12 protein-coding genes are annotated in these 16,543 nt (G+C 50.1%); 11 read left to right on the plus strand and 1 reads right to left on the minus strand.

Annotated elements, in window-relative coordinates:
- Positions 1–2: 2 nt before the first annotated feature.
- Positions 3–1,226 (minus strand): RtcB family protein, encoded by a 1,224-nt coding sequence (locus WG891_RS09260; RefSeq protein WP_241680018.1) that lies wholly within the window; start codon positions 1,224–1,226, stop codon positions 3–5.
- Between the two features lie 189 nt (positions 1,227–1,415).
- On the opposite strand from WG891_RS09260, the gene rtcR reads away from it, so the two are divergent.
- From rtcR to WG891_RS09315, 11 genes are all read left to right on the plus strand, one after another.
- A complete protein-coding gene (rtcR, locus tag WG891_RS09265; RefSeq protein ID WP_337262524.1) occupies positions 1,416–2,990 on the plus strand; it encodes an RNA repair transcriptional activator RtcR in 1,575 nt (524 codons plus the stop codon).
- A gap of 277 nt (positions 2,991–3,267) precedes the next feature.
- Positions 3,268–5,421 (plus strand): carbon starvation CstA family protein, encoded by a 2,154-nt coding sequence (locus tag WG891_RS09270; protein ID WP_076942666.1) that lies wholly within the window; start codon positions 3,268–3,270, stop codon positions 5,419–5,421.
- A 59-nt stretch (positions 5,422–5,480) separates the two neighbouring features.
- Entirely contained in the window at positions 5,481–5,684 is a 204-nt protein-coding gene (locus tag WG891_RS09275; protein ID WP_076942667.1) for a YbdD/YjiX family protein, read from the plus strand.
- Between the two features lie 19 nt (positions 5,685–5,703).
- Positions 5,704–6,681: a GTPase gene (gene yjiA, locus WG891_RS09280; RefSeq protein ID WP_337262525.1), complete on the plus strand. Its 978-nt coding sequence runs from the start codon at positions 5,704–5,706 to the stop codon at positions 6,679–6,681.
- A 136-nt stretch (positions 6,682–6,817) separates the two neighbouring features.
- Positions 6,818–7,741, plus strand: a complete 924-nt coding sequence (locus WG891_RS09285) for a LysR substrate-binding domain-containing protein (RefSeq protein WP_337262526.1) — start codon at positions 6,818–6,820, stop codon at positions 7,739–7,741.
- An 873-nt stretch (positions 7,742–8,614) separates the two neighbouring features.
- Complete coding sequence (locus tag WG891_RS09290; protein WP_337262527.1) at positions 8,615–9,223, plus strand: LuxR C-terminal-related transcriptional regulator; 609 nt, start codon at positions 8,615–8,617, stop codon at positions 9,221–9,223.
- Positions 9,224–9,416: 193 nt separating this feature from the next.
- Positions 9,417–10,325, plus strand: coding sequence for a LysR substrate-binding domain-containing protein (locus WG891_RS09295; protein WP_337262528.1), 909 nt, complete (start codon positions 9,417–9,419; stop codon positions 10,323–10,325).
- A gap of 1,117 nt (positions 10,326–11,442) precedes the next feature.
- Positions 11,443–12,843 carry a glutamate decarboxylase gene (locus tag WG891_RS09300; protein ID WP_337262529.1) on the plus strand — a complete coding sequence of 467 codons (1,401 nt, stop codon included), beginning with the start codon at positions 11,443–11,445 and terminating at the stop codon, positions 12,841–12,843.
- A gap of 128 nt (positions 12,844–12,971) precedes the next feature.
- Positions 12,972–14,477: a putative glutamine/gamma-aminobutyrate antiporter GadC gene (gene gadC / locus WG891_RS09305; RefSeq protein WP_337262530.1), complete on the plus strand. Its 1,506-nt coding sequence runs from the start codon at positions 12,972–12,974 to the stop codon at positions 14,475–14,477.
- Between the two features lie 103 nt (positions 14,478–14,580).
- Complete coding sequence (locus WG891_RS09310) at positions 14,581–16,044, plus strand: metal-dependent hydrolase family protein (RefSeq protein ID WP_337262531.1); 1,464 nt, start codon at positions 14,581–14,583, stop codon at positions 16,042–16,044.
- Positions 16,045–16,206: 162 nt separating this feature from the next.
- Complete coding sequence (locus WG891_RS09315; protein WP_337262532.1) at positions 16,207–16,542, plus strand: YtcA family lipoprotein; 336 nt, start codon at positions 16,207–16,209, stop codon at positions 16,540–16,542.
- The last annotated feature ends 1 nt before the right edge of the window (position 16,543 follow it).

The raw sequence follows: 16,543 nt of genomic DNA on the forward strand, positions 1-16,543 counted from the left end.
TCTTATCCTTTCACACACACCACCTGCCGCAGAGTGTGCACAATCTCCACCAGCGAAGATTGCGCTGCCATCACGGCGTCGATGTCTTTATAAGCCATAGGGATCTCATCGATCACCTCGCTGTCTTTACGGCATTCCACATGCTGGGTTGCCTGAATCTGGTCAGCCACGGTGAAGCGTTTTTTCGCCGCCGTACGGCTCATGGTTCGCCCGGCACCGTGGCTGCAGGAGCAGAAGCTTTCTTCGTTCCCCAAACCACGCACGATGAAGCTTTTTGCCCCCATTGAGCCAGGAATAATCCCCATCTGCCCCTTTTGCGCCGATACCGCCCCTTTACGCGTCACCAACACCGGCTCACCGAAATGCGTCTCTCGCTGCACATAGTTATGGTGGCAGTTCACCGCCTCCTGCTGGGTGGTAAACGGCTTGGTCACGATGCGTGACAGCGCTGCCAGCACGTGTTCCATCATCACTTCCCGGTTATGACGGGCAAAATCCTGCGCCCAGCCAACCGCTTCCATGTAATCGTCAAAATGCAGGCTGCCCTCTTCGAAATAGGCCAGATTACGGTCCGGCAGATTGGCGATATGCTGCTGCATATCCTGCTGTGCCAGCGCGATAAACAACGAGCCGATGGCATTGCCCACGCCCCGCGAACCGCTGTGCAGCATCACCCACACCTGCTGCGTTTCATCCAGGCAGACTTCGATAAAGTGGTTCCCCGTCCCCAAGGTTCCCAAATGCTGGTAATTGTTGGTTTTCAGCAACTGCGGGTATTTATCGGTCAGGCGCTTAAAGCGCGGTGCCAACGTGGCCCAGTGTTGATCCACCGTTTGCGGCGGGTTAGCCCACGCCCCTTTGTCTCTTTTCGAGCGGGTTGAAGTCCGGCCGTGCGGCACGGCCTGCTCGATAGCGCTACGCAGCCCGGCCAGACTATCTGGTAGATCGGCAGCCACCAGCGAAGTGCGCACCGCAATCATGCCGCAGCCGATATCCACACCCACCGCCGCCGGGATAATCGCACCGCGGGTTGGAATAACGCTGCCAATGGTGGAGCCTTTACCCAGATGCACATCCGGCATGACCGCCAGGTGTTTGAAAATAAATGGCATTTTTGCCGTATTCAGCAATTGCTCGCGCGCTTCTGGCTCAACGGGCACGCCCTGTGTCCACATTTTGATCGGTGCACTGTTTACCGGTGCCATCAGTTCATAGTTATTTTTCATTATGTTGGTCATCCTTTTTTATTGACCCTATTGATATAGCGAAAGCTGTGCCAACTCGGATAAATATCGCTTAATAAAAATTAATTTATTGATAGTAAACAAATTAATAATTTTTCACGTTCCAGTGGAGCGAACGTCAATAAGAGGATATTTTATCTTTAAGGATAGCTATTTATCTTATGGGATAACATGAAGCGTAAAGTTGTGATCGGGGTTTTAGGTACCACGCTGGACAGGCGCGGAAAACGGGAAAACCGCTGGAGCAAATGGCGGCCGACGGTGGGGCTGTGCCAGCAGGCCGATCTGCCGATCGATCGCCTGGAACTGCTGCACCAGCCGCGTGATAAAGGTATGGCTCAACAGGTGGCTGAAGACATCGTGGCGGTGTCGCCCGCCACCCAGGTAGTGCTGCAACAGGTGGCGCTAAAGGATCCCTGGGATTTGGAAGAGGTGTACAGCGCCTTTCTGGATTTCGCCAGCCGCTATCCGTTTGATACCGAGAACGAAGATTATCTGGTGCACATCACCACCGGCACCCACGTGGTGCAGATCTGCTGGTTCCTGCTGACGGAAGCGCGCTACCTGCCCGCACAACTGCTGCAAACCGCCCCCGGCGAGAAAACCGATCGCCCGTCACCGCAGGGGATCTACTCGGTGATCGATCTGGATCTCAGCCGCTACGCGGCCCTCACCAGCCGTTTCCTGCACGAGCAACAGCGCTCGGTATCCTTCCTGAAATCCGGTATTGAGACGCGTAACGCTACCTTTAATGCCCTGATTGACCAGATCGAACGCGTGGCCCTGCGCTCCCATGCCCCGCTGCTGCTCACCGGCCCCACCGGCGCGGGTAAGTCCTTTTTGGCCGAACGTATCTATCAACTGCGCCACTCCCGCCACTTGGTAAAAGGCCGTTTCGTGGCGGTGAACTGCGCCACTTTGCGCGGCGATAACGCCATGTCCACGCTGTTCGGCCATGTGAAAGGCGCGTTTACCGGCGCACTGCAGGCGCGGGCGGGCCTGCTGCGCGAGGCCGACGGCGGCGTGCTGTTTCTGGATGAGATCGCCGAGCTGGGGTTAGACGAACAGGCGATGCTGCTGAAAGCCATTGAAGAGAAACGCTTCTTCCCCTTTGGCTCCGACAAAGAGGCCAGCAGCGATTTCCAACTGATTGCCGGTACGCATCGCAATATGCGTGACTGGATCGCCCAAGGCCGTTTTCGCGAGGATTTATACGCACGTATCAATATGTGGACCTTTCCGCTGCCTGGCCTGGCGGAGCGCCGCGAAGATATCGAGCCGAATATCGATTATGAATTACAGCGCTTTGCCCGCAGCAACCAGACACAGGTGCGCTTCGATAAACACGCCCGGCAGCATTACCTGGCCTTTGCCCACTCACCGCAGGCCGCTTGGCGCGGCAACTTCCGCGAGCTGGGTTCCTCCATCGCCCGCATGGCAACCTTGGCGGAGCAAGGGCGCATCACCCAACCGTTGGTTGATGAAGAGATTGCCCGGCTGAAATCACACTGGCAAGAAAGCCCAGCAACTCCACTGCCGGCAGAACTGGCCGAGATCGACCTGTTCGAACAAAGCCAGTTGGCAACGGTGCTGAAGGTGTGCCGTGCCTCTGCTTCGCTTTCCGAAGCCGGACGGCAACTGTTTGCCGTCTCACGCCAGCAGAAAAAGCAGCCCAACGATGCTGACCGGCTGCGGAAATACCTGGCGCGCTTCGGTTTAAGCTGGGATCAGGTGCGGTCACCGTAATACGGCCTGACACATCCATGGGGCATACTCTGCCCCAATTCACCCCAGCCTAACCGCTCACCTTTCGATTCCAACCGCTCATCAGCCTATTAAACCGCTGGCTGAAAATCAGATGTATTCCCCTCCCCAGGCCAGTGATGATGAGCTGTTCCTAAACCTGCCCCTACCAGGGGAAGACGTTACAACACCGATGTCCGATAACAGGCGGCTGTTTGCCTGCAACAACAAATAACCGGATTTATCACTCATTTTTTGCAGATTGGAATAAGGACACCTCATGAAACGCGAGGGAATTTTAAAACATATCCCATGGATCTTACTGGGAATACTGGGTGCTTCCTGCCTGGGCGTGGTGGCATTGCGCCGTGGCGAAAGCATCAGTGCGCTGTGGATCATCGTCGCCTCGGTAGCGGTCTACCTGGTGGCATATCGTTACTACAGCCTTTACATCGCCACCAAGGTGATGCAGTTGGACGCCACCCGCGCCACGCCGGCGGTGGTGAATAACGATGGCTTGAACTATGTGCCAACCAACAAGAACGTGCTGTTCGGCCACCACTTTGCGGCGATCGCCGGTGCTGGCCCGCTGGTTGGCCCGGTGCTGGCGGCACAGGTCGGCTACCTGCCCGGCACGCTGTGGCTGCTCGGCGGCGTGGTGCTGGCTGGGGCGGTACAGGACTTTATGGTGCTGTTTATCTCTTCACGCCGTAACGGTGCCTCTTTGGGCGAGATCATCAAAAAGGAAATGGGCCCGATCCCAGGCACCATCGCGCTGTTTGGCTGCTTCCTGATTATGATCATCATCCTGGCAGTGTTGGCGCTGATCGTGGTGAAAGCCCTGGCAGAAAGCCCGTGGGGCGTGTTTACCGTCTGCTCCACCGTGCCGATCGCCCTGTTTATGGGCATCTATATGCGCTTCCTGCGCCCTGGCCGCGTGGGTGAAGTCTCGATCATTGGCATCGTGCTGCTGGTGGCCTCGATCTGGTTCGGCGGGGTGATCGCCCATGACCCTTACTGGGGCCCGGCGCTGACCTTTAAAGACACCACCATCACCTACACCCTGATTGGCTATGCCTTTATCTCCGCCCTGCTGCCGGTGTGGCTGATCCTGGCGCCGCGTGATTACCTGGCCACTTTCCTGAAAATCGGCGTGATCGTCGGGCTGGCGATCGGCATCGTTATCCTCAACCCAGACCTGAAAATGCCGGCAGTGACGCAGTTTGTTGACGGCACTGGCCCTGTGTGGAAAGGCACCCTGTTCCCGTTCCTGTTTATCACCATTGCCTGCGGTGCCGTTTCTGGTTTCCACGCGCTGATCGCTTCCGGCACCACGCCTAAACTGCTGGCCAACGAAACCGATGCGCGTTTTATCGGTTACGGCGCCATGCTGATGGAATCCTTCGTGGCGATTATGGCGCTGGTGGCGGCTTCGATTATCGAGCCAGGCCTGTACTTTGCCATGAACACCCCACCGGCGGCGCTCGGCATCACCATGCCAGACCTGCACCGCCTGGGAACCGAAGATGCGCCGATGATCATGGCCTCTTTGCGTGACGTAACCGCCCACGCGGCGGCCACCGTCAGTTCCTGGGGCTTTGTGATCAGCCCAGAACAGATCCTGCAGACCGCAACGGACATCGGCGAACCTTCGGTGCTGAACCGTGCCGGTGGCGCACCGACCTTGGCGGTGGGTATCGCTCACGTGTTCCACCAGATCATCCCTGGCGCGAATATGGGCTTCTGGTACCACTTCGGCATTCTGTTTGAAGCCCTGTTTATCCTGACCGCGCTGGACGCGGGCACCCGTTCCGGCCGCTTTATGCTGCAGGATTTGTTGGGCAACTTTGTGCCGTTCCTGAAGAAAACCGATTCACTGGTAGCAGGCATGGTCGGCACCGCGGGCTGCGTTGGCCTGTGGGGTTACCTGCTGTATCAGGGCGTGGTCGATCCGCTCGGCGGCGTGAAGAGCCTGTGGCCGCTGTTTGGTATCTCCAACCAGATGCTGGCTGCGGTAGCGCTGGTTCTGGCGACCGTAGTGCTGATTAAGATGAAGCGCGCCAAGTACATCTGGGTGACCGTGGTTCCGGCTATCTGGCTGCTGATCTGCACCACCTACGCACTCGGCCTGAAACTGTTCAGCGACAATCCGCAGTTGGAAGGTTTCCTGTTCCTGGCCAAGGAGTACAAGCGCAAAATCGCCGAGGGCGGTGCCGAACTGACCGCACAACAGGTTGCCAACATGAACCATATCGTGGTGAACAACTACACCAACGCCGGTTTGAGCATCCTGTTCCTGCTGGTGGTCTACAGCATCATCTTCTTTGGCATCAAAACGGCCATGGCAGCGCACAAAAACCCGAAACGTACCGATCAGGAAACGCCATACGTGCCGGTTCCTGAGGGTGGCGTCAAAGTTTCGTCGCACCACTGATGGTGATTTGATGGATACCCTGCATAATGATGCAGGGTATTTTTCTTTGGAGAAAACGAATGTTCGGCAACCTCGGTCAGGCAGGGAAATATTTAGGGCAGGCCGCACGTATGCTCGTCGGCGTACCTGACTACGATACCTATGTGCAACATATGAAAGATAACCACCCGGATAAACCGGTGATGACCTATAAAGAATTTTTCCGTGAACGCCAGGAAGCCCGCTATGGTGGTGATGGCAAAGGTGGCATGCGCTGCTGTTAGTGAAATATAAGGACAAGAGATGAAACCTATCGCCGTCACCATTCTGACAGGTTTTTTGGGGGCAGGTAAAACCACCCTGCTGCGCCATATTCTGAATGCAAACCACGGCTACAAGATTGCCGTCATTGAAAATGAATTCGGCGACGTGCCGATCGATAACGCGCTGATCGGCGATCGCGCCAGCCGCATCACCACCCTCAGCAACGGCTGCATCTGTTGCAGCAAATCTAACGAACTGGCGGATGCGCTGCTGGATTTGCTGGATGCGCTTGACCAGGGCCAACTGGAATTTGACCGGCTGATCATCGAATGCACCGGCATGGCCGATCCAGGCCCGATCACCCAAACCTTTTTCTCGCACGACGTTATCTGCGAACGTTTTCTGCTGGACGGCATTATCACGCTGGTGGATGCGGTGCATGCCGATCAGCAACTAAGCCAGTTCACCCTTGCGCAGGCGCAGGTGGGCTATGCCGACCGTATCCTGCTGAGCAAAACCGATGTCGCGGCAGATAATGATGCCTTGATTCAGCGTTTGCAGTTAATGAACGCCCGTGCACCGATTTATCACGTCGTCCATGGCGATATCGATCTGGCTGTCTTGTTCGACATTGAAGGCTTCGTCCTTAACGATCGCCTGAACGTGAGCACTCCCGCCCCGCTGTTTCGGCGCATCCCGCAGCCACAGAATAATATCCAATCGATTGTGGTGTACCACGATCAACCGTTGGAACTGATGCAGATCTCTGCGGTGATGGAAGGCTTGCTGCTGAAGTTCGCCGATAACCTGCTGCGCTATAAAGGCATTTTGTCGATTAAAGATGAATCACGCCGCCTGTTGTTCCAAGGCGTACAACGCCTGTATAACGCCGATTGGGATCGCGAGTGGTTGCCAGATGAAGTGCGCCAAAGCACGCTGGTATTCATCGGCATAGACTTACCCGAAGCGGAGATTCGCGGGGCGTTTGCAGCGTTAGAAGGAGAATTGAACAATTAGAGTATCTTTCACCATCGGCTACCTTCAGATTAAATCACTCGCTGCTATACTTTTTGACATATTCCCCAATTCTTACCCGGGGTGTGGGCGCACGGACGCTGCATGATTTTCCGCTTAAATGATGCGAAGGTGCCTTATGCCACATTTACCCAAAATAAATCATCTTAGAGCCTTCGAGGCGATTATTTTGCACGGCAGTATTCGGGCCGCAGCAAAAGCCTTAAACCAGACGCAGCCTGGTATCACGCGTACTCTGCGAGAGCTGGAGACAACGCTCGACGCCACATTAATGGTCAGAGGAACCCGGGGGATAGTCCTGACTGATGCTGGCAGGGTCTTCGAAGCACGAATGAAATTGGTGCTGTATGAGTTAGAACGCGCCGTAGACGAAATAAAACAAATCAACCAGTCACAGCATGGAACCGTTTCATTTGGCTGCTCCCACCTCAAAACACTAAGGATTATTCCTAGTGTTATGCAGCGTATTAATAAAACTTATCCTAAAGCCCAGATCTCTCTTTACGAAGGACAACAGTCTGAACTCTTGCCATCGCTGCGCGTCGGTAGACTGGATTTTTTTATCGGCATTATCTCTGAAGAGATATCCGTGGGAGAGTTCGTTGAAGAACCCCTGATGACTTGCCCATTTGGCGTCGTCGCTAGGAAAGGCCACCCTTTGGCGAACTGCACTTCCCTCGCCGAATTACGCAATGCCAAGTGGTATCTACCCGTAGCAGACGCCGGGTATTACAGCCATCTTGAAGCGCTCCTCTTTCCCACAGGCAAAGGGCCGGAGAACGTGGTATTCAAAGGGGACTCCTTTGCGGTCGGCGAACGCCTGGTGCTGGAGGCGGACTATCTCGTCATTGCTCCGTTGGCAATGCTCGACATTGACTTTATGAGCAAGCTGTTTTGCTCCATTCCCGTGAAAGAAAAATTCCCGGATGGGCAATACAGCCTGCTCTATCGTCAGGATGCTTCTTTGACACCGCTAGCCAAGCATTTGATCAACGAGCTCCGTATAGAGTGCGGCAAACAGGTGATTCAGAAAAGGGACTGACCGGTTCTGACCAACGCCGTCAGAGACCTGGTTCCGTGATGTTGGCGGTGACAAGGCTCTGGCCCTGACTCTGGTTAGGCCTTAACCCGCTTAACCAGGTATATATACTCAAAATAATTCGAGTTGCTTGACAAAAACGCAATGCGTTTTTGAACAGCGCTTGAGCTGGCCCCAAAGGGGCGAGGCCCAATATGGGCCGAGTAACGCAGCCAACACCCAAGCAACTTGAAGTGTGACGGGTATAGTTGATGCACAATAATTTTTTATGTATTAAGCACCAAAATAGTGGCCGCTTAAGTCAGAGGATGATATAGGGTTACGGTATCATGCCTGTACTATAATCTTATGGAATATAACAGGTTATAGCATTAAGCCGTGCCGCAGCCCTAACTTCTGAATGATGCTCCTTTTAGTCTTTCCACTAAATAGAGTTAGCGCTCCGGCAGGAATACCACAACAGCCAGATTAAGAGCCGTCAAAAAATACCCCTTCCAGGTTATATTTCCAAAACATGCATTTTAAAGTAGTGTTTTTTAACTAATTTTAGTGATTTACTATCATTTCACCCAATTTTAATTGAGAAAATTTTTTTATCATTCTTTTTAACAAAGAAACCTGCCAGTGAATGCATTTTTGGCATCACACTAAACAAAATATCATCTTCCCACTACCCGAGATAAATCCTATAGTGCCCAAGTATTCCAGAGGGGGCTAAGCTCTCACAAATACAGTAAATTCTAGCATGACTTCAAAAATAGAATTATCACCATACCTGTAAGCTTTGTTTAAGCACCCGCCAAAAATACGGTGTATTACAGGTAAAACCCCTACCCTTACAACTCAATATCCTCATGGATTTAAAGGAACTTTTACATGGAAAGTATAAAAATATTACTGCAATGCCCCTGTGAATTTACTCGCATTGGGATGCTTAGCTTATTGAACGCCCATGATTCTGAGTCGAAAGATAACATGATCGTCAGCGTCAGCAACCTTGAGCAGGCTGAAGATGTGCTCGTCATGAATACTAAGCTGGATATTATTATTCTGACCTTAAATAGCCTGTATTACAATGCGGTGGAGCTATTAGATGTATTGAGCCGGCGAATTCCCATACATCATCCTGACAGCAAAATTATCATTCTTACAGATGATAAATGCATTGAGGCATTAAAACGTCATCTGAAAGGGATCGAGAACTTCGGCACCATTCTGGAAGCTAATGTTCCGATTGAGACAATACAAAGTGAACTGTCAAAAATAAATAGCCCTGATCAATCATTCAATAGTTCAGCCATCAAAGCGAACTGCGTGCTCTCTTCGCGCGAGTTAACCATATTAAAAAAGCTGCTACATGGTAAAAGCATTTCACAAGTCGCAAAAGAGCTCACGTTGAATTACAAGACCATCAGCCATTATAAACGCTCGGCGATGAGTAAGCTGGGAATACGGACGCTTCATCCCCTGTTTATCCCATTTTGAGATGAAATCTAACTATCTGAACATATGAAATAGCATATTCTGTTATGTTTTTATGCAACTTATTTTCTCCATTATGGATTAACGTACCTCAGAAAAACAAATCACAACTCGTTAATTCAACGTCATAGCAAATATTTTCTTATTAAATTTACTACGTTGCAAATGGAATATAACTTAAATGGATAGATTTCTCATGACACGCTTACCAAAAATCCACCAGATTAATATTTTTCTAAAGATAATCGAATACGGCAGTATTCGTGCAGCAGCCATTGAGCTCAAACAAACCCAACCCGGTGTCACCAGAGCCATAAAAGAGCTCGAGAAAACATTAGGCAGCCCGCTATTTATTCGCGGCAGCCGAGGCATTGTGCTCACAGAAATGGGGCGGATTTTCGAGAGCCGCGCACAGCTCATCATGAAAGAGCTGGAACGAGCCGTCAACGAGCTCGAAGTTATTAATGGAGCCTCTCAAGGTGCTGTAACCCTGGGCTGTTCATCTCTGTTGCCTTTCACGATCATGTCATCCTCTATACAGAGGTTTCAGCAGCGTTACCCTAATGTAAAAGTCAACATCAACGAAGGGCAGATGTCTGAGTTGCTTCCAGCCCTGCGCGAAGGTGAATTAGATTTCATTATCGATGCTATCGCCCCAGATACTACGCTCAGTGATATCACTATAGAGCCGTTCTTTAAGACCTCAGCTCATATCTTGATCAACAAGCAGCATCCATTGGCAAATGCCACCTCACTGGATGACCTGAAATCTGCTAATTGGTGTCTGCCATCATCAAAAATTGGCTATTACGACAAATTGAATTCGAAACTTTTCTTTGAAAATGACGACAGGCCAACCACGGTGGTGCGTTCCAATACCATGCTTATGGCATTACAGATGGTATTAAATGAGGACTATCTCACGGTTGGAGCAAAAGAAATGCTCAAAGTCCCTTATTTTAATAAAGATTTACACCCTATATCCATAAAAGAGTCATTACCAGACATTGACTACAGTTTTATTTACTCTCAGCGCTTCCCCCTGACGCAGATCGCGAGGAAATTCATCAACAAGTTAAGGTATGAATATGACGACTATCAATAGTAATAACTGATTGATTCAAATGAGTATTTTATGCTTTCAAAAAGATGAAGGGTATATTAAGAAACTTATTCAATCGCCCAGGCACACTCTGCAGGCCGTCGCTTAACTTCGAAAACCATTAAATTAATCATGTGGTTATATGAAGAACTTACTGTCTGGCATTGAAATCAAGCTGATTAAACCATCCCTGTTATCCCGGCTCCTGAGCCACCCGCATGGCGAAGATACCGGTTTAGTGCTAACTGGTGGGTTTAATGTCGCTTCAATACCAAGCGCTAAATTGGCACGCCATGACCATTTATCGGCCGCTACTGAGTAAAAAACCTGATGTCACCGCAACTGCCCCGCAATAGTCAGATGCTGAAAAGGTTCCTTATAGACAGGTGCCGTCCCTATCAGATGGTAATCCACTTTTAGCGTTCTAACGCCTCAACCACTACCGCAGCAGCACCATCAGGATCAGCATGAGCTGGCGGGAATGGTGTGATGGTAGCCGCAAATCCCGGTGGACCATTGGGGGGCAGCGGGGCTAGGGTAGGTATGTTAGCGAACATCAAAATACCGTTGGTGTTGTTCCCACTCTAACTAAAGTGGATAACCTGGAGACTGGCGCTTTCTTCTGCACGCTAATTGATGAACCACGATTTTATTTGGCAGCCCGTTTAATAAAACAGAGCACTATTTATCAGATAATTATAAATTATTAACTTTAATAAGCTTTTAATATCATTGAATTCCCCCTCTCTTTCTCAACCTGGCAGTCAGCCGCTCTCAGAACCTCTGCCCCTGCTCTCCCGAGTAAACGGATAATGACAATTTATCCATCTTGCCTTAATTTGTTTACATATTGACTACACTTCCATCACAGAGTTATCTGTGTTCTTAATCTCATCGCTGCTTGCCGCCTGCTAAAAATCTAATTTCCCGCTCATATAAATAAACATTAAAAAAGTTAATTAATTATATTATTTCTTAACTATTCATAACGTTATATAAAACCATATAGCGAATTAACGCTCAGTGGATATAAGATAAAATTAAATTTAACTCTACGCTTGTGCTGCCGATTTTATTGTTCTAGCTTTAATTGGAGCTCTATTTTTGCGAGGGGTATGAAATGACTGAAAAAACCACAAAGAAATATCATGCGGAGTTTTTGGACTCACGTTTTGGTTCTGAAGCAATTCGTAATAGGGTAGAAGACAAACGTTTTCCACTAGAGGAAATGCGTGAAGATATTGCTTTCCAGATCATTAATGATGAACTCCTGCTGGATGGCAATGCACGGCAAAACTTGGCTACGTTTTGCCAGACATGGGATGACGATAACGTTCATAAATTGATGGATATCTCCATCAATAAGAACTGGATCGACAAAGAAGAATATCCCCAATCTGCAGCGATAGATATGCGCTGTGTGAACATGATGGCCGATTTATGGAATGCCCCTAAGCAACAAAATGGTCAGGCTGTGGGTACCAATACCATCGGTTCTTCAGAAGCCTGCATGCTCGGTGGTATGGCAATGAAATGGCGTTGGCGCAAAAAAAGAGAAGCCGCAGGCAAGCCAACAGATAAGCCGAATTTTGTCTGTGGACCCGTGCAGGTTTGCTGGCATAAATTCGCCCGTTACTGGGACGTTGAAATCCGAGAGATTCAGATGGCACCGGGTCAGTTGTTTTTGGACCCTAAGCGTATGATTGAAGCCTGTGACGAGAACACGATTGGTGTCGTACCGACTTTTGGGGTGACTTATACCGGTAATTATGAATTCCCGCAGGAACTGAGTGACGCACTTGACCAGCTTTATAAAGATACCGGCCTAGATATTGATATCCACGTTGATGCGGCCAGCGGTGGCTTTCTGGCGCCGTTTGTTGCCCCTGAGATTGTTTGGGATTTCCGTTTACCGCGTGTTAAATCCATCAGTACATCAGGTCACAAGTTTGGTTTGGCTCCGTTAGGCTGCGGTTGGGTGATTTGGCGTGATGCGGCAGCCTTACCGGAAGAACTTGTTTTTAAAGTTGATTATCTCGGTGGGCAGGTCGGGACTTTTGCCATTAACTTCTCTCGCCCTGCAGGGCAGGTGATTTCTCAATACTATGAATTCTTGCGTCTGGGCCGGGAAGGATACACCAAAGTACATACGGCCTCTTATCAGGTGGCGCAATATCTGGCTAACGCGCTGGCGCCATTGGGGCCATATGAATTTTACTGCAAAGGCTTACCAACAGAAGGGATCCCTGCGATCTGTTTTCGCATCAGAGAAGGAGAAAATCCCGGTTATACGCTCTATGACCTGTCTGAGCGGTTGCGTCTCCGTGGCTGGCAGGTTCCCGCTTTTGCCCTCAGCGGGGGTATGTCAGATGTCACCGTGATGCGAATCATGTGTCGTCGTGGCTTTGAGATAGATTTTGCCGATTTGTTCTTAGAAGACGTTAAATCTGCATTGACGTACTTGAGTGAACATCCATCTCTTGGAGGGGAGGCAGGGCAGAATAGTTTTAATCATACCTAAACCCGATGACGATGCTTATTCTGATTCTTAACCTTATATACCCTAAATAATTCGAACGCACAGACAACCTGAAGTATGGCGGGTATGAACCAAGGCGGCATTATGCCGCCCAATCAGGTGGGTAAATTATGTCAAATAATGTCTCAGGTGCTGCAGTGGCTAAAGCTGCAACTCCGGTAAAAAAACTGGGTATTACTACACTGGCGATTATGAATATCGTAGCCGTCGTTAGCTTAAGGGGATTGCCCGCTGAGGCTGAGTATGGCTTGAGTTCAATCTTTTACTATTTATTTGCAGCAGTATTTTTTTTAATCCCGGTCTCACTGGTGGCCGCAGAATTAGCCACCGGCTGGCCTGAAAAAGGGGGGATATTTCGCTGGGTTGGTGAAGCATTTGGCCCACGCTTAGCGTTTCTCGCCATGTTTATGCTGTGGATAGAGGTAACCGTCTGGTTCCCAACAGCACTGACGTTTGCGGCCGTGTCACTAGCCTTTGTTGGGCCAGAACAACGATGGGATGAAGCACTATCCGCCAACAAATTCTTTGTGTTGGGCATCGTGCTATTCATTTATTGGCTAGCCACCTTTATTGCCTTTAAAGGGGTTGATACTTTCGCCAAGGTTGCAAAGTGGGGCGGAATTATCGGTACCATTATCCCAGCGGTGATTCTGATCGTGTTAGGCTTTGCTTATTTAATCGGCGGTGGAACATCGCAAATACAATTAGACTGGAGTCAGGTGGTTCCTGATTTTAACAACTTTGATAATGTGGTGCTGGCTGCTAGTATTTTCTTATTCTATGCGGGTATGGAGATGAATGCCATCCATGTTAAAGATGTGGACAACCCTAACAAGAACTATCCGATTGCCATTATGCTTTCCGCAGTGGGTACCGTGCTCATTTTCGTATTAGGTACTCTGGCTATCGCCTTTATTATTCCACAATCTGATATTAGTTTGACGCAAAGCCTGTTGGTGGCATATGACGCTATGTTCAAGTGGGCTCATCTGGAATGGTTGGGGCCAGTTGTTGCTTTTGCTCTGGCTATTGGCGTTTTGGCAGGTGTCGTAACCTGGGTTGCTGGCCCGTCTTCAGGGCTGTTAGTTGTGGCCAAAGCGGGCTATCTGCCGCGTTGGTGGCAACATACCAATAAGAATGGCATGGCAACCCATATTTTGCTGTTACAGGCGCTGCTGGTTTCCTTGTTGGCGATACTGTTTGTGGTATTACCTTCGGTACAGGCTGCATATCAAATAATGAGTCAACTGACCGTTATCTTGTATCTTATCATGTATATGCTGATGTTCAGCTCTGCTATTTATCTGCGTTATAGCCAACCGAATCGTCCACGGCCATATCATATTCCCGGCGGGGACATTGGGATGTGGTTTATTGGTGGTGCAGGGCTTATTGGTTCAATTCTGGCTTTCATATTCAGTTTTATTCCACCCAGCCAAATTTCGGTGGGTAGCCCAACTGAATATGTAGGGATCCTGATCGTTACCACGCTGTTTTTTGTGGCATTGCCATTCTTGATTTATTTCGCCCGTAAGCCTCACTGGCGTGATGAAAATAGCGATTTCGCGGCATTTACCTGGGAAGCAGAAGGCCGTCACCCAGGGATACCGAACTAGATTTTAACGAGTTCGTCTTAAAACAAGCAGTTAAAAGCAAGATTGTTCTATGCTAGAAAACAGTCTTCAAGTTTTTGTGGGGTAATTAATAATGGAGAGCGTTATGCCTCATATGCCGTTAATTCAGTTTCCATGCACTCACTCGGACGTTTGCCTCTGCCATAGCCCGGCATTTGTGCGTATCAATACGGTATTTTCCCAGAAAGCGGCTCAATCCGCCCCTATCACCAGGGCGACTGTGGCGGCGGCTGTCCCAGGCGCAAAAGCACAAAAAAGAGATGTCGCAGATCATGCTGCACGAGTGATGGCTTTTATCAATATTCGCGTCTTTGATGGTGTTTCTGACGGCCTGCGAGATGGGCTGCGGGTATTGGTGGAAGGCAACAGAATCAAATCGGTTGAACCCGCAGATGCGCCATTGCCTGCGCACGTAGAGCTGATTGACGGCGGCGGTGGCGTATTGATGCCGGGGCTGATTGACGCACACTGGCATGCCATTATGGCCCGCCCCTCAATGATGACAGCAATGACGGCGGATTTTAATTATATCCAAGCGCTGGCAATTGCTGAGGCCGATGCCACATTGATGCGGGGGTTCACCACCGTGCGTGATATGGGTGGGCCAGTCTTTGGCTTAAAACGCGCCATTGATGAGCGAGTAGCTACCGGCCCACGAATCTTTCCTTCTGGTGCTTTTATCACCCAAACCGGTGGGCATGGTGATTTTCGCCTGATTGGTGAGTTACCACATACACCATCAGATCCTCTGAGTTACGCTGAACGTGTTGGCATGACCGCGATTGCCGACGGTGTTGATCAAGTATTACTGCGTGCCAGAGAGCAACTAATGCGAGGAGCATCGCAACTCAAATATATGGCTGGCGGCGGCGTGGCCTCGATGTATGACTCCATCAGCGTAACGGAAGGTTCAGTGCCTGAAATACAGGCGGCAGTTACAGCGGCAGAAAACTGGGGAACTTACGTCACCGTCCATGCCTACACTGCCAGAGCCGTCACCATGGCGATCAACGGCGGGGTTAAGTGCATTGAACACGGCCAGTTGGTGGATGAACAAACCGCCCAGTTAATGGCAGAAAAAGGCATCTGGTGGAGCCTTCAGCCCTTCCTTGATGACGAGGATGCTGTTCCAATGGCCACCCCGGCGTCACGTGCCAAGCAGCTCGAAATGGTTGCGGGTACCGATACAGCCTATATGCTGGCGAAAAAATATAACATCAGGACGGCCTGGGGCACCGATACGCTGTTCGATGCTCGGCTGGCCACCCGTCAGGGGGCGCAATTAGCCAAGCTGACCCGCTGGTATACGCCACTTGAAGTGCTCAAGATGGCTACCAGTGTTAACGCTGAACTTTGCGCTCTCTCTGGCCCAAGGAATCCGTATCCCGGTAAGTTGGGAGTGGTAGAAAATGACGCGCTGGCCGATCTGATTCTGGTCGACGGTAATCCATTGGATGATATTCAACTTATTGCTCAGCCAGAGAGAGCATTCCGGTTAATTATGAAAGATGGGCAAATCTTCAAAAATACATTGGGAAGTGGCCAGTAGTTGCTGTTTATACCCCAAATAATTCGAGTTGCTGGCAGTGGCCCCAAATAGACGAGGCCCTGCATGGGCGGGGTCTCAAAGCCCTCCAGCAACGTCAAATGTGATGGGTATAAAGCAATCAACCTGGTTTTCTGGTGAGGGCATGTCAATTGAGGCTGTTCGATGAATAATATGACTTCCTTCAGGAAGCAGCTGGTTTTCCCCTTCACGCTTTTACGCACCGCAAAACGTCATCAATGGTGTGGGCCTTGGGTTTTGCCATCGGTTATCGTGTTGAGCGGTTGTACGGTGAAAGAGGCTCCCTCCTTTTCATTATTAGGCTCTTATTTTCCTGCTTGGATGGCTTGCGCCTTTATCGGGATAATCGCGGCGATAATGGCGCGCATTCTGTTTATTCGTGTTGGTATTGATGAGGCGTTGCCATGGCGGCTGTTTGTGTATGTCTGCCTGGCGCTCGCGGTGGCATTCATCTGTTCCCTATTGTTGTTTACGCGATGAA

The organism is Serratia sp. MMO-28 (assembly GCF_037199905.1).
Taxonomy (GTDB): domain Bacteria; phylum Pseudomonadota; class Gammaproteobacteria; order Enterobacterales; family Enterobacteriaceae; genus Chania; species Chania oryzae.

Excerpts from the sequence above, each read along its gene's own strand:
- WG891_RS09260 (WP_241680018.1), bottom strand. The coding sequence starts at position 1,226 with ATGAAAAATAACTATGAACTGATGGCACCGGTAAACAGTGCACCGATC.
- rtcR (WP_337262524.1), top strand. The coding sequence starts at position 1,416 with ATGAAGCGTAAAGTTGTGATCGGGGTTTTAGGTACCACGCTGGACAGG.
- WG891_RS09270 (WP_076942666.1), top strand. The coding sequence starts at position 3,268 with ATGAAACGCGAGGGAATTTTAAAACATATCCCATGGATCTTACTGGGA.
- WG891_RS09275 (WP_076942667.1), top strand. The coding sequence starts at position 5,481 with ATGTTCGGCAACCTCGGTCAGGCAGGGAAATATTTAGGGCAGGCCGCA.
- yjiA (WP_337262525.1), top strand. The coding sequence starts at position 5,704 with ATGAAACCTATCGCCGTCACCATTCTGACAGGTTTTTTGGGGGCAGGT.
- WG891_RS09285 (WP_337262526.1), top strand. The coding sequence starts at position 6,818 with ATGCCACATTTACCCAAAATAAATCATCTTAGAGCCTTCGAGGCGATT.
- WG891_RS09290 (WP_337262527.1), top strand. The coding sequence starts at position 8,615 with ATGGAAAGTATAAAAATATTACTGCAATGCCCCTGTGAATTTACTCGC.
- WG891_RS09295 (WP_337262528.1), top strand. The coding sequence starts at position 9,417 with ATGACACGCTTACCAAAAATCCACCAGATTAATATTTTTCTAAAGATA.
- WG891_RS09300 (WP_337262529.1), top strand. The coding sequence starts at position 11,443 with ATGACTGAAAAAACCACAAAGAAATATCATGCGGAGTTTTTGGACTCA.
- gadC (WP_337262530.1), top strand. The coding sequence starts at position 12,972 with ATGTCAAATAATGTCTCAGGTGCTGCAGTGGCTAAAGCTGCAACTCCG.
- WG891_RS09310 (WP_337262531.1), top strand. The coding sequence starts at position 14,581 with ATGCCTCATATGCCGTTAATTCAGTTTCCATGCACTCACTCGGACGTT.
- WG891_RS09315 (WP_337262532.1), top strand. The coding sequence starts at position 16,207 with ATGAATAATATGACTTCCTTCAGGAAGCAGCTGGTTTTCCCCTTCACG.